Source organism: Roseovarius pelagicus, from assembly GCF_025639885.1.
Lineage (GTDB): Bacteria > Pseudomonadota > Alphaproteobacteria > Rhodobacterales > Rhodobacteraceae > Roseovarius > Roseovarius pelagicus.
On sequence record NZ_CP106738.1, the window covers coordinates 23,468 to 44,880 of the forward strand.

Genomic DNA, 21,413 nt, shown 5'->3' on the forward strand with positions numbered 1-21,413 from the left:
TGGCGCGCATGATCAGTGTGCGGACGGCGGGCATACTGGCTAGAGCTGTACTCCGGTGCCTTGAAGAACGCCGTGTTCCATAGCGTATCGGGTCAATCCGGCTGTAGAGCTGATGCCGAGCTTGCGCTTGATGTTCGCGCGATGGGTTTCGACGGTGCGTACCGAAATATCAAGCGCGCTCGCCACGGCCTTGTTCGACTTGCCCTGAGCCAATTGTAGCAGGATGGTCTGTTCGCGGTTTGTCAGTTGTTCGCGCGCTCCGTCGCCAGAGGGCGTGAGCGAGCCTTGCGCACCGGTACACAAGTAACGCTGACCGGTCATGACGACGTCGATGGCATGTTTGATCTCGTCCGTGGGCACATCTTTCAGCACATAGCCGACGGCGCCGTGGCTGAGTGCGGAGGAGATGTATTCGGGGCTGTCGTGCATGCTGAGGATCAGGATGCGAGTTTCGGGGCGGCGCTCCAGAATGATTTCGGTGGTACTGAGCCCGCCGATACCCGGCATGTTCAGATCGAGCAAGATCACATCTGGATCGAGTGCCTCGACCTGCTCGATGATCTGGCGGCCATCCGACAGCGTCGCAATAACGTCAATGTCATCATAGGTTTGCAGGATCGCCTCGACACCCTCGGCCACCATCGGGTGATCGTCGACGATCACGACGCGGGCGGGGGCGACGGAAGAGGTGGATTTGGTCATGCGCTTGCCTTTGTGGTTTCTTCTTTGTTTTGCGGACCGAGCATGTGGCTGAGTGGTACGGTTGCCTCGATCACGGTGCCACTGCGTGACGACAGAATGCGCAGCGTGCCATCCAGTTGTTCGATCCGCTCCTGCATATTGCGTAGACCCAGACCTGTGGGCGCGCTTTGCGCAGGATCAATGCCGATGCCATCGTCGGTAATGCGCAGCGTTGCGCCGCGATTATGGCCGCGCGCGTCGAGGGTGACACGGCGCGCGCCCGAGTGGCGCTCGACGTTGGTCAACGCCTCCTGAGCGACGCGGTAGAGGGCAGTCTTGGCCTCATCATCCAGACGGTTTCGAAAAACTGCTGTCTGGAATTCGGTCGCGATGCCGGTCCGTCTGCCGAATTCCTCGATCAGAGCATTGAGGGCAGGACCAAGGCCAAGATCGTCCAGTGTGCCGGGGCGCAGATCGCGACTGATCCTTCGGACCTCCTGAATCGCACCGGCAAGGTGGGTGATGCCCTTGTTCAGGTCTTCCGCCGCCCGCGCATCCCCAATTTCCAATCTCCGCCGCGCCATATCGAGCGCGTAACGGATACCTACAAGGATCTGGCTGATGCCGTCATGCAGTTCGCGCGCAACCCGGCCACGCTCTTCTTCCTGCGCGTCGAACACGCGCTGGGTCAGGGCCTTCAGCTTGGCATCGGCGAGGCGGCGTTCTCGGATGGTGATGAACAGCCCGGAGGTAAAGACAACCAGCAGCGCGATGAGGGTAAGACCGCCGATGTAGAGGAATGTGCGCTGTACGCGCGCCTCTACCTCGGCGCGGGATGCGGCAACCGTGGCGAGGACATCGTCGATGAACACCCCCGTTCCCACGACCCAGCGCCAATCCTGTAGGCCGATCACATAGGCGACCATGCGACCCGGCTCTCCGGTGCTGGGGCGGGGCCAGTCATAGGTGTGATAACCGCTGCCCGAGCGCGCCTGCGCAATCAACGTGTTGGTGATGTCGATGCCGTTCGCGTCGGTTAGCCCCATCCAGTTGCGGCCAATCTGACTGGTGTAGCGGGGGCTGACCAGATTGTTGCCGTCATAGTCGTAGACAAAGAAATATCCGTCGGTGCCATAGATCATGCTGGACAGAATGCGCGTCACGGCCAGCATCGCCTCGGCGTCGTCAGGGGCAGCGCGCCCGTAATTGTTGACGAACGCGGTCCGGGCAAGCGACAGGTAATTTTTGAGTTCTGCCCGCTTGGCTTCGATCAGCTGGCGTTCCAACGTCGCGATCTCGCGCTCGGCCAGATGGCGCGATTGCAGCGTGACCAGCACTGAGATGACCACCACCGCCAAAAGCAGAGGGAGCGTGGCTGTCAAAAACAGCTTTTGGCCGTAGTTCCGCCAGAGGCGGTCTGTGAAACGTCGCATGACGAATCGTTATACGCGGATCGCGCGCGCTGCCCAGCCCGATGGTGTGCAGATCGCTTGCAAAGCGGGCAGGTCTGTTCGGGTTGATTGCGAATATGCTGATTATCTACGCAGTAGTCGGTATTCCATTGCAAGCGACGTGGCGTTAGTGTGTCGCCACTTGCAACGATCCGCGCGCCGGCAACGAACCGAGTGCGCATCACTGATCTGGGAGGATATACTCATATGGATCGTCGTTCTTTTCTGAAGAATTCCGCACTTGGCGGCACTGCTGCCGCCGCCACATCGCTGGCTGCTCCGGCCTATGCGCAGGGCAACCGCACGCTGACCATGGTCACCACTTGGGGTCGTGGTTTGGCAGGCGTGTTCGACGCAGCGCAGCGCGCGGCCGACAACATCACCCAAATGTCGGGCGGTAGCCTGACTGTGGACGTGAAAGCCGCAGGCGAGCTGGTTGGCGCGTTCGAAGTGTTTGACGCTGTGACCTCGGGTCAGGCGGACATGTACCACGGCGCGGACTACTATTTTGTCGGTCAGCATCCCGGGTATGCGTTCTTCACGTCGGTGCCGTTCGGCATGACCGCGCAGGAACTGGCCAACTGGTACTATCATGGCAACGGTATGGCGCTGCATGATGAACTGGGCGAAATCTTTGGCCTGAAATCCTTCCTCGGTGGCAACACTGGCGCGCAGGCGGGCGGCTGGTTCGCTAAGGAAATCAACGGTCCCGAAGACTTTAACGGTCTGAAATTCCGGATGCCGGGTCTGGGCGGCAAGGCGCTGGGCAAGCTGGGCGCGAGCGTTCAGAACCTTCCCGGTTCCGAAGTGTATCAGGCACTGTCCTCGGGTGCGATCGACGGAACCGAGTGGATTGGCCCTTGGGCGGATGAAAAAGCTGGCTTCCAAGAGATCACCAAGTTCTACTACACCGCTGGTTTCCACGAGCCGGGTGCCGGTCTGAGCGTTGCGTGCAACCGCGAAGTGTTCGACAGCCTGTCGGCGGAACATCAGAAAATCGTCGAAATCGGTTCGGCCGAAGCGCACCAGTGGAACCTGGCGCAATTCCTGAACAACAACGGTGCAGCGTTGCAGCGTCTGCAGTCGGCTGGCGTGAAGACGCTGGAATTCCCCGATGCCGTCTGGGATGCGTTCGGCGAAGCCTCGATGGCTGTCCATGAAGAGAACATGGGCGACGATCTGTACAAGAAGATTTTTGACGACTACCAAGCGTCGCTCAAATCGTCTTCGGGCTGGATCAAGAAATCGGAAAGCGCGTACCGCTCGCAGCGTGACCGCGTTCTGGGCTAAACAACGTTCTCAACGTTTTGGCAGGCTCTGGGAAACCGGGGCCTGCCTATACGACTTGTGATGCTGGGAGGCATCACGGGTAAGACGGGCCAACAAAGGTCTGCAATCGGGGATTTGGGGGGACAATGCTGGAAGCGATTGTCTGGTTTTTCCAGAATATCGGCCTCGCGTTCTACAATTTCGGCTATGCGATCACACATCCGTCGCTGTGGCTGGATTGGTCGGACAAACAGGCCATCATGCGGGTCGTTTACTACGGCGGGTCCGTCGAGTTCTTCTTTGTGATTTTTACGGCGTTTCTGGTGCTGACGGCCGTCGGGCTGTGGCGCAACGGCTTCATGTGGGGTTGTGTGCGTGTATTGGAAGGGTTCGCAAATACGGTCGGCAGGCTCTTTGCATGGGCGGGGCTCTTGATGGTGCTCCAGCAGATCGTGATCGTTTTTGTTCAGCGCATCTTTGCCCGGCCCGACATTGCCATCGGCTTTGGTATCCCGATCCAGATGGACATCAGTTGGTGGGCGGAAGAGCTAAAGCTCTATAATGCGCTGATCGTGTGCCTGTGCTGTACCTACACATTTGTGCAGGGCAGCCATGTGCGCGTTGATCTGATCTATTCCGCTGTCAGTTTTCGGACCAAGCGGATCATCGACATGGTCGGCAGCCTCATATTCATGATGCCCACCGCAGTCCTGACATGGATGTATGGCTGGTACTTTATGTGGCGGCACATGATCGTGCCGAACCCATCCGCGTCGGATACGCTGGATCGGTTGTTGATGAAGGCGCGCGCATTGCGGTGGAACATCGAAACCATCGGATTCAGCCCGAACGGGTTCAATGCCTACTTCTTGTTCAAGCTGTTGTTGATCGCCTTTGCTGGCATGGTTTTCCTCCATGCGATTGCGTTCTTCTTCCGCTCTTATCTGGAGTGGAAGGAAGGCCCGGAATCAGAGAACAAATATCTCGACAAGGACAGTCTTGGCGAGGGCGAAGAAGCCTTTGAGGGCACGCATTAAGGGGACGCAGACGTTATGCTATTTGGATTGGACGGGGTCGAAGTCGGCCTGATAATCGTCTTCCTTTGCCTCTTTGGAGGCATTTTGTCAGGTTTTCCCGTGGCGTTTGCCATTGGCGGAGCCGGGGTGATTTCCTTTGGGATTATTGCGGCGCTGAATGATGCGGGGCTGTTGATCCATCAGGCGATCGATACGGGCAGCGATGCCTACAATGCGTTGATCGCGAGTGGCGTAAAGGCCGAGAGTATATCAATCTTCCGATACCCTGATCTGGTGCGAACCGCCGTGCCGGTGTTTCCGCAGGGCTGGGAGACTGCGCTGGACCGGAACGTGTCGTTCATCGTGAACCGCATCAACGAGCGCGTTCTGGCGGGCCAGTCGATCGAGACATTGCTGGCGGTGCTGATGTTCGTGCTGATGGGGATCACGTTGGAACGGTCAAAGATCGCCAATGATCTGCTGACCACTATGGCAAAGGTGTTCGGGCCTTTGCCCGGCGGTCTGGCTGTGTCCGTGGTCGTCGTGGGGGCGTTTCTGGCGGCCTCGACAGGGATTGTTGGCGCGACCGTGGTGACGATGGGCCTGCTGAGCCTGCCGACGATGCTACGCAATGGTTACAGCCCTGAAATCGCAACTGGCGTAATCGCCGCGTCGGGCACGCTGGGGCAGATCATTCCGCCGTCGATCGTTATCGTTCTGTTGGGGACATTGGCCGGGGATCTCTATTCGGTCGCGCAGGAAAATCGTGCCATCGAGGCAGGTTGTACCGACGCGCTGACCTATCTGGGAGAGCCTGCGGTCGTGTCCGTCGGGACGCTCTTTCAGGCCGCTCTGTTGCCGGGGATACTGCTGGCGCTGCTTTATGCGCTCTATGCCTTTGGCTATGCGCTGCTGAACCCGTCAAAGGCCCCTGCGGTCGAATTGGGGCGTTCGAATGATCATGTGATCACCCGCTCCGAGGCATTCACATGGTTCATCGGCGTGCCGGTGGGTCTGATTGCCGGTGTTATACTGCTGGCCAATGTTGGTGTCATCGGTTCGCAGAGCCTGATCGTGGACAGCTTTACCGATCGTGGTGAAAGCGCATCGCTGCGGACAAATGTCGGTGAGGAATGTCAGCAAGCAATGATCGAGCTGCATGGCCAGGACGCGTGGGATGCTGCACTGGCCGAGCAGAGCGCCATCGACTCGTCCGGGGGACAACAAGAGAGTGTCAAGCTGACGGAGGACCAGATCGCGGAACTGAAAATCCAGAAGGAAGCGGATGCGGCGCCCATCGGCACCGGAGTTTCTATCATCTTCCTGTTGTTCGCACTGGTGCTGGCTGTTGCACGCGGGGTTGCCCCTAATGCCGAGGCACGACCGTTGTTGATCGGTGCATTGGGTGTCGTGCTGGGACTGTTGATCGACATTGTCTTGATCTCGCCCTCGACCAGTTCGGGGCTGACCGTGATCTTGCTGCTCATCCCGATCGCGATGGCGTTTTATGGATGCGCAGCAGCAGCCGGACGGCTGGCGCAAAACGATATCATTCGGGTCGTTTTTCCGCCGCTGGTTCTGATTGTTGCGGTGCTGGGGTCAATCCTGGGCGGGATTACCAACCCGACGCCGGCTGCGGCGCTGGGGGCCGGTGGTGCGATTATGCTTGCGGCCTATCGCAAGCTGAAGGATCAGGAACGGTCTGGGGCAATCATCCTATGGTCGACCTTTGCGATCGGGCTGGCAATCCTGACGGGCATCAACTTTGATCTGCGGATCAATCAGGACGGGGTCGGCGCCGAGACTGTCATCGCCTTCGTCTTTGCCTATGCGGCCTATCTCTATGCGCTGTTTGGTCTGTTGTTCGCCTGCTGGGTGCTATTCACCCATGGCGTGTTGACGCCGATTGTGCGCGAGACGGCCAAGGTGACGTCGATGGTGTTTACGATTCTCATCGGCTCGCAATTGCTGAACCTCGTTGTGATCTCGTTCGGTGGAGAGCATTATATCCAGCAATTCCTGAAGTCGTTCGATAACGAACTCACGGTGTTTCTGATCGTGATGCTGGTGCTGTTCGTGCTGGGCTTTGTCCTCGATTTTCTGGAAATCATCTATATCGTGATCCCGATTGTCGGCCCGGTGATCTATGGCGGTACGTTCGATCCCAAATGGGTGACGATTATGATCGCGGTGAACCTGCAAACATCCTTCCTGACGCCGCCCTTCGGCTTTGCGCTGTTTTATCTGCGCGGCGTCGCGCCCAAGGAAGTCACGACAGGCCATATCTATCGCGGGGTGTTCCCTTTCGTTCTGATCCAGGTGATCGGACTGGCGATTTTATGGTTCTTCCCGGCGATCGTGACGATCTTCCCGGCATTGCTGAGCTAGGATCTGTTTCCGGGCACCGGAAAAACCAATCGGTTTTTCGGTGCCCGGACTTTGCGCGCTCCGCGTCGTGGCCAAGTGGGGTCCGGCGCGGGGGCGGCAACCTGATCTTGCCGTTTCAGGCGAGAATTCTGCTAAAGAAGCCGCGCCGCATATTCTGCTTGCTCGGTGCGCTCTCGGCCATATCCCGACCCATCATCCGGTGCGCGGCCTCGCTGCGCATGTGGCGGCCACGGGCCATGTAATATCCGGTGTCGATGGAACCGTCGGCGCGGGTTTTGATCTGCGGTGTTTCTGAGAGTTTCATGGTCTGTGCTCCTCGTGCGGTGACAGGTTCATCCAAGCACGCACGCGAATTCGCCGCTTGAAGACGGTCTTTAGAATGTCTTGTGTTTTTCTGGTCATTTCGAATGACTCGCGGGTTTCGCTTGGCATGAGGCGGAAAAACGCGGTTAGCTGGATAGATGATCTATCGCTTTGACCGGTTCAGCATCGACACGACGCGCCACGTTTTTGCCTGCGATGGCGAACCTGTGCATCTGGAGCCGCAGGTGTTTGCCCTTTTGACCGAACTGGCGCGGGCGCATGGTGCGCTGGTCAGTAAGGACCAACTGGTACAGTCGGTTTGGCAGGGGCTGGCCATCTCGGATGCGACCATCAGCGCGCGGATCAATGCCGCGCGTATGGCGCTGGGTGATACGGGCCGGGATCAGCGGATGATCCGCACAGTACCCAAACGCGGCTTTCAACTTGTACCCGAGGTGATCGGCCAAGATGTTCAGGGTGTTGGTGATGTTGCAATGGCAGCACCCAGCGTTCGGTTTGCGATGTCTGGCGACGGTGCGGCAATTGCGCATAGTGTTAACGGATCGGGACCGCCGCTGATGCGTGTTGGACATTGGCTGTCCCATCTGGAACTGGATTGGCGCTGTCCGGTCTGGCAGCCGTTCCTAGCGCGTCTGGGGCGAAATTTTACGCTGCATCGCTATGATCAGCGCGGCACAGGCCTGTCGGAGCGCGACCTGACGCGCGTTGATCTGGATGATTTTGTCGGCGATCTGCTGGCGGTGGCCGATGCGGCGGGGCTGGAGACGTTCCCGATCTTTGCAGCCTCGCAGGCCGTGCCGGTCGCGATCCGGTTCGCGGCACTTCACCCTGAACGCGTCAGCCGCATGGTGCTATATGGCGGATATGCGGTAGGCCGGGCATTGCGCCCGTCACGCCCGGGCGAGATGGATGAGGATACCGTTCTGGGACTGATCCGGGCGGGTTGGGGTCAGGTGGATAGCGCGTTTTTCAAGGCGTTCATCAGCCTGTTCATACCAGATGGCACGCCGGAACAGATCGCCAGCTTTGCCCGTGTGCAAAATCTGTCGATCACGTCCGAGAATGCCGCCATCTTGCGCGCGGCGGTGGATCGGTTCGATGCGTCGGACGATCTGGAACGGGTGCGCGTGCCCACATTGGTGATCCATGCGGGCGGTGATGCGATCCAGCCGATCACACAGAGTCAGCATATCGCGGGCACGATCCCCGGTGCGCGCTTTACGATGCTGGACAGCCGAAACCATGTGATGCTGCCGCAAGAACCCGGTTGGGAAGAGATGATGCAGGCGGTTACGGAATTTTGCCTGCGCTCGGATTAGCGCCGTGCGCAGGTCAGTTGTTTAGTTGATGTGGTGCAGTGTATCGAACTCGGCGCGCAGGGCGGCCACTTCGGGGGCGAGGGTGGCCGGCTCATCGGCGCGCAAGGCTTTTGCAATCAATCCGGCCAGTTGCGGCACATGGTCTGACGTCACCCCCCACCGAACCAGTTCGGGCGTCCCGATGCGCAAGCCGTTCATATCGCCGGGCACCGCATCTATCGGCAGACCGATGCCGCAGGCCAGAAATCCTGCCTTGCGCAGTGTTTTTGATGCGGCCTGCCCGCCGCCCCAATTGGCCGCCTCGATGGCGAACTGGTGCGAATTGGTGTATCCGCGTTTCGCGGCGAAAATCGGCACGCCCTCATCGGCGAGGGCTGCGGCCAGTGCCTGGGCCAGCGTGATCATCTCGGCCGCATAAGCCGCGCCGTGGTTTCGCCAATCCAGCATACCCATGGCCAGTGCGGCAGATTTAGCGGCATCGAAATTGGCGGTCATGCCGGGAAAGGCAATGGCGTCGAGCCGTTCCGCCATCTCGTCGTCATTGGTTACGATCAACCCACCGGCAGGACCACCGAGGCTTTTGTAGGTGCTCATCGTCATAAGATGTGCGCCGTTGTCCAGCGGATTGGCCCATGCGCGCCCGGCAATGATGCCGCATTGGTGCGCGGCGTCAAAGAGCAGCTTGGCGCCCACTTCATCCGCGATTTCGCGGACTTGGGCTACGGGATGCTCAAACAGGTTGAGGCTGCCTCCGATAGTGATCAATGCCGAATTTGATTTGTGCGCCAGTGTGCGCAGGGCGTCGACGTCGACGGTATATCCATCGGCACTGACCGAGGCAGGCAGGGAACGCAGGCCATAGAGGCCCGCACAGCCTGCACCATGATGGGTGACGTGACCCCCGATGCTGGCCGGGGGGGCGATGATCGCATCGCCGGGTTTGCACGTCGCCATAAAGGCATAGAGGTTGGCGATGGCACCAGAGGGCACGCGGATTTCAGCGTGACGCGCGCCGAAAACCTCGGCACAAAGCGCGGCGGCGATCACCTCAATCTCTTCGATGGCTTCCAGCCCCATTTCGTATTTGTCGCCGGGATACCCGAGCGACGGGCGCGATCCGATCCCGGAGGCCAACAGCGCCTCGGCGCGGGGGTTCATCACGTTGGTGGCCGGATTGAGGTTGAAGCAATCGCGCTCGTGGATCTGGCGATTATCCTCGGCGAGCGTTTCCAGTCGCGCGGCGATGTCGGGTGCGGTTGCACCCGCAGTACGCGTGGCGATGGTCTGAACGCGGGTTTCGCAAGCGGCGGGAACCCAAGGGCGAATGGCGAGTGTCATGGTATGGCTCCTGATGTGATAACACCATAAAGCGCGGGCTGGCTGGCGGCGCAAACCAGAATATGTAAAAGTGTCGTTAGAAAAACTAAGGGTAGATTATGTCGGTTTCACCACCACGGCCCAAAGGCCCACCGCTGAATGCCCTGCGTGCGTTCGAGGCCGCAGCACGGTTGGGTGGATTTGCGGCCGCCGCCGAAGAACTGAGCGTGACGCCGGGGGCTATTTCGCAACATATCCGCAGTCTTGAGGATTGGACCGGTGCACTACTGTTTGAGCGGCGCTCGCAAGGCGTGCGACTGACGGCGGCGGGTGCTGCGCTATTGCCCGGATTTACAGATGCGTTCAATCAGATGGGGCAGGCAGTGCGGGCCCTGCGCGCGTTGGGGAACATGCGCACCTTGCATATCGCCGTGCTGCCTAGTGTCGCGCAGTTATGGCTGGCGCCACGTTTGCCTGCGTTGCGGGCGGCCTTGCCGGGGGCAAGGATTTCGATATCGGCGCTCGAGATGCCGCCCAATCTGGATCGCGAGATGTTTGACCTCAGCCTGTTTCTGCGGGAACCAACGGGCACGCAGCAAGAGGACATTTTGGCCGATGACTGGATCTTGCCCGTTTGCTGTCCGACATTGGCGGCGGGGATTGCCGAGCCATCCGATCTGACGGGTCATACGCTGTTACACGATGCGATTTGGGCGGGGGACTGGGCGCATTGGACGCAGGCGGTGGGCTGTGAACTGCCCGATGGCGAGGACGGCCCGCAGTTTTCGCTATATGCGCTGGCGATGGCAGAGGCGCAGAGCGGAGCGGGTGTGCTGATGGGGCATGAGGTGCTGGTCTCTAGGGCGTTGGAGCATGGCGAACTGGTGGCACCGCTGCCGAACCGCGTGTCGACCGGCAAGGCGCTGGTTCTGGAACAGCCGAGAGTTGGGGCGACCAGAGAATTGAAACATCTGGTGGCGATGCTGAAAGACAGCGTTTAAACCCCCCCGGCGAACTGTCGGATCAGCCCCGGCTGGGTCGCAACGGCATCCCGTCGGGCAATGCGATATCCGCGACCTGTTCGGCGATTGGATCATTGCTGAGTGGATGGGCCTGTGCGCTGTAATCATCTGGATCGCGCATTTCTTCCCATGCACCACCAACGTAGATTTCCAAACCTGAGAAGCCAGCCTTGTACCCCATCTTGTCACTACCCGGCACCCAGTAGCCGAGGTAGACATGCGGCAGGCCGCTTTCTCGGGCGATATCGACGTGATCCAAGATCACATGAGTGCCCAGACTGTCACTGGCGCGGGCGGGATCAAAAAACGAGTACACCATGCTGGCGCCATCATCGAGCATATCAGTCAGGCAGACCGCGACCAGATCACCGGTGGCGGTATCGATATATTCGACCACGCGGGTGCGGATCGGTGTCTCTTCGACCATAGCGGCGAATTCGAACGCATCCATGTCGGCCATGCCGCCAGCGGCGTGGCGGCTTTCCAGATAGGTGCGAAAGAGCGCGTATTGCTCTTCTGTGGCCCAAGGCGATGTCGCGCGGCGTTCTAGTCCGGCGTTGCGACGCAGGGTGCGCCGCTGGCTCTTGGTCGGGGCGAATTTCGAGACGTCGATGCGCGCCGAAAGACAGGCGGCGCAATCCGAGCAAGACGGGCGGTAGAGCACGTTCTGCGACCGGCGAAAGCCCTGTTTGGACAGTTTGTCATTCAGCCGTTGTGCGCCATCGCCTTGTAGCGCCGTGAACAGTTTGCGCTCCATCCTGCCTTCCAGATAGGGGCAGGGCTGCGGGGCGGTCACGTAGAATTGGGGCGCAAGTGGCAGGGTGTGACGCATTCAGAAAGCTCGCAGTGAGGTTTTGGTGTGTGTGATCCTGACGATAACAACCACATGTGCATCCGCCAAGACCCTATTGCCTATGACATATCAGACCACCCAGAACGACCTAACGCGTGGCGCGCCGGTTGATCGCGACCGTGCCCAGCATCAGGTCGCTCAGCCCTTGTCCGCGGGGTGATGCCATCATCAGGACGACGGAAATCGCCTGAACGAAAATCATCCCGAACGAGACAGTATAGCCAAGGGTATGCAACGCCGCCGCCGGCAGGTCGAATTTCTCTCCGTTGAAGGTCCGAAACTCGATCGCCATCAAACGCATCCCCCACGTGGCCGATCCACTGGCCAGCGTCGCCGTCCGGTAGACGAAACCGAGCGTCAGAAACAGAAGCGGAAAGAACAGCAGACCGACAAACGCCGTGAGCAGCGTGGCAAGCAAAGTGAAGACGAGAATAATCACTGTGTCCACGCCCCATGCCGCCAGCCGTTTCATCGGCACATCGGCGTAAAACTCAGGTTGCGTGTCAGGGTCTGGAAGATGCCATGTCATATCGTGATTGGTCCGGTCAATTCAGAAGGTTTGTGGATGCATGCGGTCGGGTTGCGCCTGCATCAGATAATACGCGCGGCGATCGTTTCAATCGCGCGTACGCCAGCAAGGCCCGCCGCGGGGGCGGGCCAGACCGTTGACGGAATGGTTATGCTTCTTGGGGTGCCATGTCGTCACGGGCTTTGCGGGCGCGGTCATCCATGAACTGATCGAACTCGGACTTGTCCTTGGCCTGACGCAGACGGTCGAGGAAAGCTTCGAAATTTTCCTGTTCGTCCTGCAAGCGGCGCAGCGTTTCGTCGCGGTAGGCATCAAATGCGCTGTTGCCGCTGCTTCGGTGGGTCACGGATCTGCGCCCGAGGCGTGCATGGCCAGATTTACTGCAATTCATTTTATTGCTCCAGATCATGTAGAAGAGAAGGGCGAGGCCAACAGGCCAGACGACGATAAAGGCCAGTACCATGGCCGCAATCCATGCGCCGCGCCCGCGCGCGTCCAACCAGTCTTCGGCGCGTGAGAGCCACATCACCAGACGGTTATGCCTAGGTGCCATGGCGGATGGGGCGAGTGTGGTCATTCGGGTATCCTTTCTCGAAGGGCTATGTGAAGGTGGTTAACATAAATGAAGATGGCAACTGATCTTGGTTGTTCAAGGGTTGATGTAAATCTTTTTTACATTTGAGGCAGCGGTCGCCGGTTTGAGCCGACTAAACTGTGAAGTCCGCCAGTTCCGCCCCTGACACGCGCAGCACTTCACCGGGGGGCGCGCCGAATACGTGGCGTGGCGTACCGGCTGCGGCCCAGATCTGGTCAAACGCTAATAGGCGGCGGTCAAAATACGCGCGCGGTGCGCTCAGGTGCCCGACCGGAGATACACCGCCAATGGCAAATCCGGTTTGCGTACGGATCAGCGCAGCGTCGGCCTTGCCCAGCGGCTCGCCTGCCAACGCGCTGGCGCAGGCGGGGTCGACCTGTGCGCCGCCTGCGGTGATGAACAAGATCGCCGTACCGGTGTCCGATCCGGCAAAGATGATGGATTTGGCGATCTGGTCGATCTCGCAGCCAACCAGATCAGCAGCCATCTGAGCAGTGGTGGCGTGCCCGATCTCCTGAATGAGACAATCAAGACCGGCCTCGGTCAGGGCACGGGTCACACGTTTGAGGCTTTTGCTCATATGGGGGTCTCCTATGTTGCCGGTTTATGTGTCGTGCCCGGCATTGACCAGACCGGCGCGGGTTGTATCACTGGACAAATGGATTTTGTCAGCCGCATTACACGATTGCCACATTGCTTTGAGCCCGAGCACGGCGCGGAGGCGCGCGCACTGTTGCCTCGGTTAAGTGGTGATCTGGCTGCGTTGGTCGAGGGGGCCGCAGGATGCAGCCCCTATCTGCGGAGCCTCATGCAACAGGAAGCGTATTGGCTGTCCGACGCGTTGGACAATCCGGAGGGCGCGCGCGATGCTGTCTTTGATGCCCTGCGTGACGGTGCCAATGGTGCCGCACTGGCTGCGCTGTTGCGGCAGGCCAAGCGCCGCATCGCACTACTTGCAGGACTGGCCGATCTGGCGGGCGTCTGGACGCTGGAAGAGGTGACCGGCGCGTTGACCACTTTGGCCGATCTGGCCTGCGATGCCGCGATGCGCGAAACGGTCGGGGTGGAAATCAAACGTGGCAAGCTGCCCGGCGCGTGCGAGGACGATATCGCCAGTGCTGGAGGCATGGTCACGCTGGCGATGGGTAAAATGGGCGCGGGAGAACTGAATTACAGTTCTGACATCGACCTGATCTGCCTGTTCGACGAAACCCGGTTCGCGTGCGATGACTATCACGAGGCCCGTGCATCCTTTGTCAGGGCGACGCGGCGCATGACCGCACTGCTGAGCGATCGGACCGGCGACGGTTATGTGTTTCGTACCGATTTGCGTCTGCGCCCCGATCCCTCTGTCACGCCGGTCTGCATGGCCATGGCCACGGCAGAATCCTACTACGAAAGCCTCGGACGGACATGGGAGCGCGCGGCCTATATCAAGGCGCGTGCCTCGGCTGGCGATCTGGCCGCGGGCGAGCGGTTTCTGGAGGCGCTAACACCGTTCGTCTGGCGCAGGCATCTGGATTTCGCCGCCATTGAGGACGCGCATAACATGCGTCTTCGCATCCGTGCCCACAAGGGTCTGGGCGGTGCGATTGATCTGGATGGGCACAACATGAAGCTGGGGCGCGGTGGTATCCGCGAGATCGAGTTTTTCACCCAGACCCGCCAGATCATCGCCGGGGGGCGCGATCCCGATCTGCGGGTGCGCGGTACTGCCGAAGGACTGGCACGGTTGGCAGCAAAGGGCTGGGTGCCACAAGACGCGGCTGAGGCGCTGACCGATCACTATCGGTTTCACCGCGAAGTCGAGCACCGGCTTCAGATGTTGCGCGATGCGCAAACCCATGATCTGCCCAAGGCACCCGAGGAGTGGGATCGTTTGGCTGCCTTCATGGGGCGCGAGGCGGACGAGTTACGCGCCGAACTGGACACGCGACTGGCCGCTGTGCACGAGATGATCGAACATTTCTTCGATCCCGGTGCGGATGCGGCACCCCCTACACCCGTATCCGATGAGGTGGCGGCGTTGTCGCAAGAAGTCATTGCGCGCTGGCCCAGCTATCCGGCCCTGCGTTCGGCCCGCGCGGGCGAGATTTTTCGCCGACTGCGCCCGGATATCCTGTCGCGCTTGGCTGAAACGTCACACCCGTCCGAAGCCTTGTTGGCGTTTGACGGGTTTCTGTCGGGGTTGCCAGCCGGCGTTCAGGTGTTTTCGCTGTTCGAGGCCAACCCTCAACTGATTGACCTGTTGATCGATATCGTCGGGACAGCGCCGACATTAGCCACATATCTGTCGCGCAACGCGGCGGTGTTTGATGCGGTGATTGTCGGCGATTTCTTTGCGGCATGGCCGGGACGCGACGTATTGCTGGAGGGGCTGAGGGCGACCCTAGAGGCAGAGAGCGACTACGAGGCGCGTCTGGATGCGGCCCGGCGCTGGCGACGAGAATGGCATTTCCGCGTTGGGGTGCATCATTTGCGCGGGCTGATTTCCGGTGCAGAGGCAGGCACGCAATACGCCGATCTGGCCGATGCAATCCTGACAGTATTGTGGCCCGAGGTCGTCCGGCAATTCGCGGCCAAGCACGGTGATCCGCCGGGGCGCGGCGCGGTTGTCCTTGGAATGGGGTCGCTGGGTGCTGGATGGCTTAACGCCGGGTCGGATCTGGATCTGATCGTGATCTATGACGCTGACGGGGCAGAGGGATCGGACGGTGTGCGCCCACTGGCGACCCGTCCCTACTATGCGCGCCTGACGCAAGCGATGATCACTGCGCTTACGGCACCAATGGCGCAGGGGCGGTTATATGAGGTGGATATGCGCCTGCGCCCGTCAGGCAATCAGGGACCTGTCGCAACGGCGTGGAAATCCTTCCGCGATTACCAATCTGACGAGGCGTGGGTGTGGGAACATCTGGCATTGACGCGGGCACGGGTTGTGACTGGAGACGAGGCGCTCGGGAATGATGTGGAAACGTTCCGTCGTGAGCTGCTGGCGCGGCCACGCGACCGTGGAAAGGTGTTGAAGGAAGTGTCCGAGATGCGCGCACGTATCCGCGCGGCCAAGGCACCGGGAGGCCCATTAGATGCAAAGTTCGGGCCGGGACGGATACAAGAGATCGAACTGATCGCGCAGGCGGGAGCATTGATGGAGGGCAGTCCGGATCGCGGGACGCAGGCCGGGCTGAACGCCGGTGTCGCAATCGACTGGCTCAGTGACGCAGACGAGAGGGCGCTGACGGATGCTTATGCGCTTTGGTCTAGTCTGCTACAGGCGGCACGATTGCTGGGTGACAAACCCCTGAACCCGGATGCTCTGGGGGCGGGGGCCGGGCAGTTCGTGCTGCGTGAAACGGGTCAGCCTGACACTGCTGCATTGCTGGCGGGGCTGGAACACGTGACAGAACAGGCCGGACGGGTGATTGAAAGCGCGTTGTTGGCCGCACCGAAGGAGTAATGCAGGATGGAACGTGATCCGCTCGATCATAAAAGGCTGATCCGGGAATCCTACCGGATCGACGGCATCGTGGCCGAAGAATGCAGATCGATCTTTCTCGACTGGGCGCTGTCGCTGCCACAAGGGCAGGATACACAAGCCGCGATTGCGGTGATGTTGGACCGGTACGGGGCGGATAACCCGGACCATCCGATGACAGAAGTGTTACGCGGCGGGCAGCAAAGTGCGGCGCAACCGCGTCGTCGAGGCGGATGGAAGTCGCGACCTAGAGATTAACATCAACCACACGGCCAGCTATCGGCCCTGATAGGGTGCTCGGCGCAGATCCATAGAGTCGGCGCGGTTCCCATCACATTTAGACCACATTTCGTGTTGTGCAATTGATACCGCAAGTTTCAAAAATAGGCGATTTCAAACTGTTTTGTGCAGGCTATGGCGGGCTGATCCGCTAGGCTGCGTGCGGCTCAGCGTCCGAAACTGCCCTACAACCATCACCAGATTGCGCTGGATATGCCCAAAACAGGCCCCAATTCGCATGCATTCTCCTTGGCAGAAATTCAGGCAAAATGCCTTTGGAGGATGGAAATGAAAATGATCAAGATAGTGGCAGCAATGCTGATGGGCCTCGCGGTTTCCGCCTGCGCCTCTTCTGAACCAGAATTTGCGTCACGGAACGCACCGCTGGAGACACCCGAGCAAATCGCGCCTGTAGCAGTCAGTGTACAAACGGTCACTGTTAGCGTGCCTCGGGCGCTAAAGGTTTCGGAAGCCAACCGGTTCTATCCCGGCGGTGACATCGTCTGGCGCGAGGACCCGCGCGGGGATCGCCATGTGCAGGTGCAGAGAATTGTGCAGGATGCCATGGTCAAGGGTGTGACCGGCCTCAACAACGGTGTACCGGTCGAACTGTATGTAGAGGTGACACGCTTTCACGCGCTGACCCAAAAGGCGCGCTATACCACCGGTGGCGTACATGATCTGGAGTTTACAGTGACACTGCGGGACCCGGCCACAGGTAATCCATTGACGGAACCGCGACTGATCCGTGCTGACCTCAAAGCCTATGGCGGCAAGCAGGCGATTGCGGCCGAGGGACGCGGTGAAACGCAGAAAGTGCGTATCACCAACCATCTGGCAGAGGTGATCCGGGCCGAGATCACCCAGCCGGGCAGCTACAAGAGCGCCGACCTTGGGATGATGCGTCTGTTCAACAAATCCGGCAGCTGATCACTCTGGCCTTTCAGCCCACCTGAAAAATGCGTATGGGGACGGCATGATGCCGTCCCCTTTGCCTGTGATCCGCCTGAAACCCAAAACCTCGCCGCGCGGCATCCTGCGCGGCTTTCCTTGGGTTTATGACAACGAACTGGTCACCGACCGGCGCACCAAGGCGTTGGCTCCGGGCAGCATCGCCGTTTTGGAGGATGCGAACCGCCGGGCGCTGGCGGTGGTGGCGGTTAACCCTGCGTCGCGCATCATGGCGCGGGTATTGGACCGTGACCCGTCCGCAGTCGTCGACCGCGATTGGCTGCGGGTTCGGCTGACCCGCGCGCTGGAAATGCGTGCACGGCTCTATGATGCGCCATACTACCGTTTAATCCATGCCGAAGGGGATGGAATGCCGGGTGTCGTCATCGACCGTTTTGGAGACACCTGCGTGATCCAGCCCAATGCCGCATGGGCCGAGGCGCAATTGACCGATCTGGCTGATGTTCTGTCCGAAGTGACCGGCTGCGCGCATGTGCTGAAAAATGCAGGCGGTCGTGCACGCGGGTTAGAGGGGCTGGATGACGTTGGCGCTGTTCTGATCGGTGCCGCCCCTGACGCACCGGTGCCAGTGCCGATGAATGGCGCGACATATATGGCCGACTTGACCGGCGGGCAGAAGACCGGACTGTTTTATGATCAGCGGCCCAATCACGCTTTTGCGGCGTCGCTGGCACAGGGTGCGCGGGTTCTGGACGTGTTTTCGCATGTTGGTGGTTTTGGTCTGGCCGCGTTGGCGCATGGCGCGGCTTCTGCTTTGGCTGTCGACGGGTCAGAGCCCGCGCTCATGCTGGCCAAGGGTGGGGCGGCGTCGATGGGGGCCGAATCCCGTTTCGAGACGCGCAAAGGCGATGCGTTTGCGGTACTGACGTCCTTGGCCGACGAGGGGGTGACATTTGACATGGTAATCTGCGACCCGCCAGCCTTTGCCCCGTCAAAAAAGGCGTTGGAGGCCGGGCTGCGCGCCTATGAGCGTGTGGCGCGTCTGGCGGTGCCATTGGTCGCGCCGGGTGGGTATCTGGGGCTATGCTCATGCAGTCATGCCGTCGATTTGACGGCTTTCCGTGCCGCGTGTCTGCGCGGAATCGGACGCGCAGGAGGACAGGCGCAATTGATTCACACTGGCCAAGCGGGACCGGATCATCCAATGCACCCTATGTTGGCCGAAAGCGGGTATCTCAAGGCGTTGTTCTTTCGTCTATGAAGGTGTTGCTGGACACTTGCGTGATTTATCCAACGGTGATGCGACAAATGTTGCTAGGGGTCGCCCGGCAGGGCGCGTTCACGCCGCTATGGTCGGCCCGAATTATCGAAGAATGGCAGCGTGCGTCGGTCAAGCTGGGACCAGAGGGTGTCGCTCAGGCGGGGGCCGAGGCGGCGCTGTTGCGTGTAGCGTGGCCAGATGCCGAAGTGATTGCTTCGCCATCTCTGGAGGGGCGGCTGTGGCTGCCCGATCCGGCAGATATTCACGTTCTGGCCGCTGCAATCGCAGGGTCGGCAGACATGATCGTAACGCTGAACGCCAAGGATTTTCCGCGCAATGTACTGGCCGAAGAGGGTCTGACGCGCAGCGATCCAGACGCGTTCCTGCATGGTATCTGGCAAGCGCAGCCAGAGGTGGTCACGGGTGTGGCGAAGGAAGTTCTGGCAGAGGCGAACCGTCTGAGCGGTAAGGCCTGGGAGATGCGCGCGCTGTTGAAAAAGGCGCGATTGCCGCGGTTGGCCAAGGCAGTGGGCGGCGTGCCGGGGTGAAGCTCAGCCTACGCGGGCAATGCAATTTCGATCAGGTTTTCATCCGGGTCGCGAATGTAGAGCGAGATGATCGGCACCGTTGCACCAGAACGCGGCACTGGCCCGGCTTCGATCTGAATACCATGTGTCGACAGGTGGGCCTGCCACGCGTCCAGTGGTGTTTCGGTCAGAAAACACAGATCGGCGCTGCCGGGCAGGGGTGTTGCTGCATGTGGGGAAAAAGGGGCCGCCGCACTGTGCAGATTGATCTTTTGCGCCCCAAAATAGAGCGCCGTGCGTGTGCTACCATCTGCCCCGGTAAATGCCTCGTGTCGCATGCCGAGGATTTGGGTGTAAAACGCTGCCGCTGCGTGAATATCGCGAACGGTCAACACGAGATGGTCGAGCGCGCTGACCTGTGGCGGCTTCATCCCCATTTCGCCTCCAGTTTCTCGATGGCACCGATGCGTTCTTCGGTCTTGGGGTGGCTCATCAGCCATGCGGGCGCAGCCCCGGCACGGGCCTGTGTCAGCTTTTCAAGTTTGCGAAAGAGTGACTTCTGCGGCTCTGTCCCAATCCCGGCCTTGGTCAGTAGGGCGGCGGCGTATTCATCCGCCTCGTATTCGTCGCTGCGCGATAGTCTGGCCGCCAACAAAGACGTTAGCGCGCCGGCGATCCACGGGCCGATGAAGGGAATGAACCGGCCCAACACCATCGCCAGCGCGGTGCGCAAGGCGTTCTGGCCAGAGAAATCGATCATCCGGCGGCGTGAATGCCCCAACGCCACATGGCCCAATTCATGGGCGATCACCGATGCCAACTCATCCGCGTTGACCTCGCCCGACTGGAATTTTCGGTAAAACCCCCGAGTGATGAAGATGCGCCCATCTGGTGCGGCGAGGCCGTTGACCGGGTCGATCTCGTAGATATGCACGCGGATGCGCGGCAGATCGAGCGCCGCGGCAAGCCGATCCGTCATGTGTTTCAGGATCGGGTCTGCTAACTCGGATGAGAGGCGGTTTAACTCTTGCGTCGTACGCCAGACCGAGAAACGGTACATAACGAACGCATAGGCCACTGCGAGCAGGATGGGCGTAAACTTTAACATAGGCAATATATAGGCCTGCGGGTTCGCCTCATCCAGCCCTGCGGACTGTGTTTGGTTCAGGCTGTGAGCCATTATAGCGGCACGGCGCCGCCGCGCTGTAGGTCAGTTGGTGCCGGGGTGGCGCTATGTCGAACAACTGGCCCCGCCCAACACGCAGAATTTTGCGCAGTGCGGATGGTTGAGAGATACGTCACGCTCCGCTTCGGCCAAGGTGTTACCTAATTCAAACTCGGGCTCATACGGCAAAAGCGTACAGGCGAGCACCGCAGGGCGATCCGCACCGCGACGTTTCACCACCATACGTGAGGATGAACACATCACGGTGTCGGGCGATTTACCCAGAATGTCCCAACATTTCGTGGTGATTTCGGGAACCTCAACCGCTTCGTCCATTTCAGGGAACAGGACAGTCATTCCGGGATCGTTGGCGTCGATTTCAAACCCATGTTCAGCATATAATGCCGCATATCCCGCGCGAGATGCAGTTTCGGTTTCCCCCCAGACAGTGCGCCCGGCGACGGCCATGCGACCCCCGATCTGTTTCAGCCAGTTCATGCCCTCCAGCGTGCGGGCAAATGCGCCGCTGCCGCGTTCCTTGTCGTGCAGATCCTGCGACCAGTGATCAACCGAAATGCGCAGCGTCAGTTTATCGCCGTAGTCGCGGACCAGTTCGGCGATGCCGGATTTCACCGACTTGCGCATCATCGGGCGCATGGCGTTGGTCAGGATCAGCACGCTATAGCCGCGTTCCAAAGCGGCGCGGCTCATGGCGATCATTTCGGGGTTCATAAATGGCTCGCCGCCGGTAAAGGCGATTTCCTTCACGGGCCAGTCGCGGTCCTCGATCTGGTCCAGATAATCGGACACTTCTGCTTCGGTGATGTACACCAGCCGGTCGTTACTGGGAGAGCTTTCGATATAGCAGTTGGCGCAGGTGATGTTGCACAATGTGCCAGTGTTGAACCACAGCGTCTCTGGATGGGTCAACGCGACATGCGCGCGCGCCGTGCCTTGGGCGGTCTGGTTCGGATCCTGAAACTTGCCCGCGTTGACCGGGCCTGCGGCGACATCTTTCATAGTAGCATCC

General features: G+C 60.0%; 21 protein-coding genes. 10 read left to right on the top strand and 11 right to left on the bottom strand.

The features are described 5' to 3' along the window. Positions 1-39 precede the first annotated feature (39 nt). Together N7U68_RS01205 and N7U68_RS01210 are read right to left on the bottom strand one after the other, a co-directional pair. Entirely contained in the window at positions 40-702 is a 663-nt protein-coding gene (locus N7U68_RS01205; protein WP_165192540.1) for a response regulator, read from the bottom strand. Beyond that, positions 699-2,114, bottom strand: coding sequence for a cache domain-containing protein (locus N7U68_RS01210; protein WP_263047970.1), 1,416 nt, complete (start codon positions 2,112-2,114; stop codon positions 699-701). Before N7U68_RS01210 ends, N7U68_RS01205 begins: the two co-directional genes overlap by 4 nt. Before the next feature lie 225 nt (positions 2,115-2,339). Between N7U68_RS01210 and N7U68_RS01215 the strand changes: the two genes are divergently transcribed. The 3 genes from N7U68_RS01215 (at position 2,340) to N7U68_RS01225 (ending at position 6,805) form a co-directional block, all read left to right on the top strand. Continuing rightward, positions 2,340-3,422 carry a TRAP transporter substrate-binding protein gene (locus N7U68_RS01215; protein ID WP_165192538.1) on the top strand — a complete coding sequence of 361 codons (1,083 nt, stop codon included), beginning with the start codon at positions 2,340-2,342 and terminating at the stop codon, positions 3,420-3,422. A gap of 125 nt (positions 3,423-3,547) precedes the next feature. Beyond that, entirely contained in the window at positions 3,548-4,438 is an 891-nt protein-coding gene (locus tag N7U68_RS01220) for a TRAP transporter small permease subunit (protein ID WP_263047971.1), read from the top strand. A gap of 15 nt (positions 4,439-4,453) precedes the next feature. Beyond that, complete coding sequence (locus N7U68_RS01225) at positions 4,454-6,805, top strand: TRAP transporter large permease (RefSeq protein WP_263047972.1); 2,352 nt, start codon at positions 4,454-4,456, stop codon at positions 6,803-6,805. Positions 6,806-6,920: 115 nt separating this feature from the next. On the opposite strand, the gene N7U68_RS01230 is transcribed toward N7U68_RS01225, so the two are convergent. After that, a complete protein-coding gene (locus N7U68_RS01230) occupies positions 6,921-7,109 on the bottom strand; it encodes a hypothetical protein (RefSeq protein WP_263047973.1) in 189 nt (62 codons plus the stop codon). A gap of 157 nt (positions 7,110-7,266) precedes the next feature. Between N7U68_RS01230 and N7U68_RS01235 the strand changes: the two genes are divergently transcribed. After that, positions 7,267-8,448 (top strand): alpha/beta hydrolase, encoded by a 1,182-nt coding sequence (locus tag N7U68_RS01235; RefSeq protein ID WP_263047974.1) that lies wholly within the window; start codon positions 7,267-7,269, stop codon positions 8,446-8,448. Positions 8,449-8,469: 21 nt separating this feature from the next. Here the strand turns inward: N7U68_RS01235 and glyA are convergent, their stop codons facing one another. Next, entirely contained in the window at positions 8,470-9,786 is a 1,317-nt protein-coding gene (gene glyA / locus N7U68_RS01240) for a serine hydroxymethyltransferase (protein ID WP_263047975.1), read from the bottom strand. Positions 9,787-9,884: 98 nt separating this feature from the next. Here glyA and N7U68_RS01245 point away from each other — a divergent pair, with 98 nt between their 5' ends. Beyond that, positions 9,885-10,766 (top strand): LysR family transcriptional regulator, encoded by an 882-nt coding sequence (locus tag N7U68_RS01245; protein WP_263047976.1) that lies wholly within the window; start codon positions 9,885-9,887, stop codon positions 10,764-10,766. A gap of 22 nt (positions 10,767-10,788) precedes the next feature. On the opposite strand, the gene N7U68_RS01250 is transcribed toward N7U68_RS01245, so the two are convergent. The 4 genes from N7U68_RS01250 to N7U68_RS01265 all read right to left on the bottom strand — a co-directional run bounded on the left by N7U68_RS01250 (position 10,789) and on the right by N7U68_RS01265 (position 13,344). After that, entirely contained in the window at positions 10,789-11,619 is an 831-nt protein-coding gene (locus N7U68_RS01250; RefSeq protein ID WP_263047977.1) for an arginyltransferase, read from the bottom strand. 109 nt (positions 11,620-11,728) lie between these two features. Further along, entirely contained in the window at positions 11,729-12,169 is a 441-nt protein-coding gene (locus tag N7U68_RS01255; RefSeq protein ID WP_165192530.1) for an RDD family protein, read from the bottom strand. A 148-nt stretch (positions 12,170-12,317) separates the two neighbouring features. Further along, positions 12,318-12,746: a DUF2852 domain-containing protein gene (locus N7U68_RS01260; protein ID WP_165192529.1), complete on the bottom strand. Its 429-nt coding sequence runs from the start codon at positions 12,744-12,746 to the stop codon at positions 12,318-12,320. Between the two features lie 130 nt (positions 12,747-12,876). Next, positions 12,877-13,344, bottom strand: a complete 468-nt coding sequence (locus N7U68_RS01265) for a YbaK/EbsC family protein (protein ID WP_263047978.1) — start codon at positions 13,342-13,344, stop codon at positions 12,877-12,879. A 78-nt stretch (positions 13,345-13,422) separates the two neighbouring features. On the opposite strand from N7U68_RS01265, the gene N7U68_RS01270 reads away from it, so the two are divergent. The 5 genes from N7U68_RS01270 (at position 13,423) to N7U68_RS01290 (ending at position 19,239) form a co-directional block, all read left to right on the top strand. Further along, on the top strand, positions 13,423-16,221 hold the full coding sequence (locus N7U68_RS01270) for a bifunctional [glutamine synthetase] adenylyltransferase/[glutamine synthetase]-adenylyl-L-tyrosine phosphorylase (RefSeq protein ID WP_263049200.1): 2,799 nt from the start codon (positions 13,423-13,425) through the stop codon (positions 16,219-16,221). Between the two features lie 6 nt (positions 16,222-16,227). Next, entirely contained in the window at positions 16,228-16,497 is a 270-nt protein-coding gene (locus N7U68_RS01275; RefSeq protein ID WP_165192527.1) for a hypothetical protein, read from the top strand. Positions 16,498-16,806: 309 nt separating this feature from the next. Next, complete coding sequence (locus N7U68_RS01280) at positions 16,807-17,448, top strand: DUF6778 family protein (RefSeq protein ID WP_165192526.1); 642 nt, start codon at positions 16,807-16,809, stop codon at positions 17,446-17,448. A gap of 46 nt (positions 17,449-17,494) precedes the next feature. Then, positions 17,495-18,691, top strand: a complete 1,197-nt coding sequence (locus N7U68_RS01285) for an RSP_2647 family RNA methyltransferase (protein ID WP_165192525.1) — start codon at positions 17,495-17,497, stop codon at positions 18,689-18,691. Next, positions 18,688-19,239: an RSP_2648 family PIN domain-containing protein gene (locus N7U68_RS01290; protein ID WP_165192524.1), complete on the top strand. Its 552-nt coding sequence runs from the start codon at positions 18,688-18,690 to the stop codon at positions 19,237-19,239. The genes N7U68_RS01285 and N7U68_RS01290 overlap by 4 nt, the downstream gene beginning before the upstream one ends. Positions 19,240-19,247: 8 nt before the next feature. On the opposite strand, the gene N7U68_RS01295 is transcribed toward N7U68_RS01290, so the two are convergent. The 3 genes from N7U68_RS01295 to N7U68_RS01305 all read right to left on the bottom strand — a co-directional run bounded on the left by N7U68_RS01295 (position 19,248) and on the right by N7U68_RS01305 (position 21,403). After that, on the bottom strand, positions 19,248-19,649 hold the full coding sequence (locus N7U68_RS01295) for a VOC family protein (RefSeq protein ID WP_165192523.1): 402 nt from the start codon (positions 19,647-19,649) through the stop codon (positions 19,248-19,250). Then, entirely contained in the window at positions 19,646-20,326 is a 681-nt protein-coding gene (locus N7U68_RS01300) for a M48 family metallopeptidase (protein ID WP_165197623.1), read from the bottom strand. The genes N7U68_RS01295 and N7U68_RS01300 overlap by 4 nt, the downstream gene beginning before the upstream one ends. Before the next feature lie 123 nt (positions 20,327-20,449). Then, on the bottom strand, positions 20,450-21,403 hold the full coding sequence (locus tag N7U68_RS01305) for a radical SAM protein (RefSeq protein ID WP_263047979.1): 954 nt from the start codon (positions 21,401-21,403) through the stop codon (positions 20,450-20,452). Positions 21,404-21,413 lie beyond the last annotated feature (10 nt).

What these genes read in the sequence shown, in the direction of transcription:
- N7U68_RS01205 (WP_165192540.1), bottom strand. Translation starts at nt 702, where the DNA reads ATGACCAAATCCACCTCTTCCGTCGCCCCCGCCCGCGTCGTGATCGTC.
- N7U68_RS01210 (WP_263047970.1), bottom strand. Translation starts at nt 2,114, where the DNA reads ATGCGACGTTTCACAGACCGCCTCTGGCGGAACTACGGCCAAAAGCTG.
- N7U68_RS01215 (WP_165192538.1), top strand. Translation starts at nt 2,340, where the DNA reads ATGGATCGTCGTTCTTTTCTGAAGAATTCCGCACTTGGCGGCACTGCT.
- N7U68_RS01220 (WP_263047971.1), top strand. Translation starts at nt 3,548, where the DNA reads ATGCTGGAAGCGATTGTCTGGTTTTTCCAGAATATCGGCCTCGCGTTC.
- N7U68_RS01225 (WP_263047972.1), top strand. Translation starts at nt 4,454, where the DNA reads ATGCTATTTGGATTGGACGGGGTCGAAGTCGGCCTGATAATCGTCTTC.
- N7U68_RS01230 (WP_263047973.1), bottom strand. Translation starts at nt 7,109, where the DNA reads ATGAAACTCTCAGAAACACCGCAGATCAAAACCCGCGCCGACGGTTCC.
- N7U68_RS01235 (WP_263047974.1), top strand. Translation starts at nt 7,267, where the DNA reads ATGATCTATCGCTTTGACCGGTTCAGCATCGACACGACGCGCCACGTT.
- glyA (WP_263047975.1), bottom strand. Translation starts at nt 9,786, where the DNA reads ATGACACTCGCCATTCGCCCTTGGGTTCCCGCCGCTTGCGAAACCCGC.
- N7U68_RS01245 (WP_263047976.1), top strand. Translation starts at nt 9,885, where the DNA reads ATGTCGGTTTCACCACCACGGCCCAAAGGCCCACCGCTGAATGCCCTG.
- N7U68_RS01250 (WP_263047977.1), bottom strand. Translation starts at nt 11,619, where the DNA reads ATGCGTCACACCCTGCCACTTGCGCCCCAATTCTACGTGACCGCCCCG.
- N7U68_RS01255 (WP_165192530.1), bottom strand. Translation starts at nt 12,169, where the DNA reads ATGACATGGCATCTTCCAGACCCTGACACGCAACCTGAGTTTTACGCC.
- N7U68_RS01260 (WP_165192529.1), bottom strand. Translation starts at nt 12,746, where the DNA reads ATGACCACACTCGCCCCATCCGCCATGGCACCTAGGCATAACCGTCTG.
- N7U68_RS01265 (WP_263047978.1), bottom strand. Translation starts at nt 13,344, where the DNA reads ATGAGCAAAAGCCTCAAACGTGTGACCCGTGCCCTGACCGAGGCCGGT.
- N7U68_RS01270 (WP_263049200.1), top strand. Translation starts at nt 13,423, where the DNA reads ATGGATTTTGTCAGCCGCATTACACGATTGCCACATTGCTTTGAGCCC.
- N7U68_RS01275 (WP_165192527.1), top strand. Translation starts at nt 16,228, where the DNA reads ATGGAACGTGATCCGCTCGATCATAAAAGGCTGATCCGGGAATCCTAC.
- N7U68_RS01280 (WP_165192526.1), top strand. Translation starts at nt 16,807, where the DNA reads ATGAAAATGATCAAGATAGTGGCAGCAATGCTGATGGGCCTCGCGGTT.
- N7U68_RS01285 (WP_165192525.1), top strand. Translation starts at nt 17,495, where the DNA reads ATGATGCCGTCCCCTTTGCCTGTGATCCGCCTGAAACCCAAAACCTCG.
- N7U68_RS01290 (WP_165192524.1), top strand. Translation starts at nt 18,688, where the DNA reads ATGAAGGTGTTGCTGGACACTTGCGTGATTTATCCAACGGTGATGCGA.
- N7U68_RS01295 (WP_165192523.1), bottom strand. Translation starts at nt 19,649, where the DNA reads ATGAAGCCGCCACAGGTCAGCGCGCTCGACCATCTCGTGTTGACCGTT.
- N7U68_RS01300 (WP_165197623.1), bottom strand. Translation starts at nt 20,326, where the DNA reads ATGTTAAAGTTTACGCCCATCCTGCTCGCAGTGGCCTATGCGTTCGTT.
- N7U68_RS01305 (WP_263047979.1), bottom strand. Translation starts at nt 21,403, where the DNA reads ATGAAAGATGTCGCCGCAGGCCCGGTCAACGCGGGCAAGTTTCAGGAT.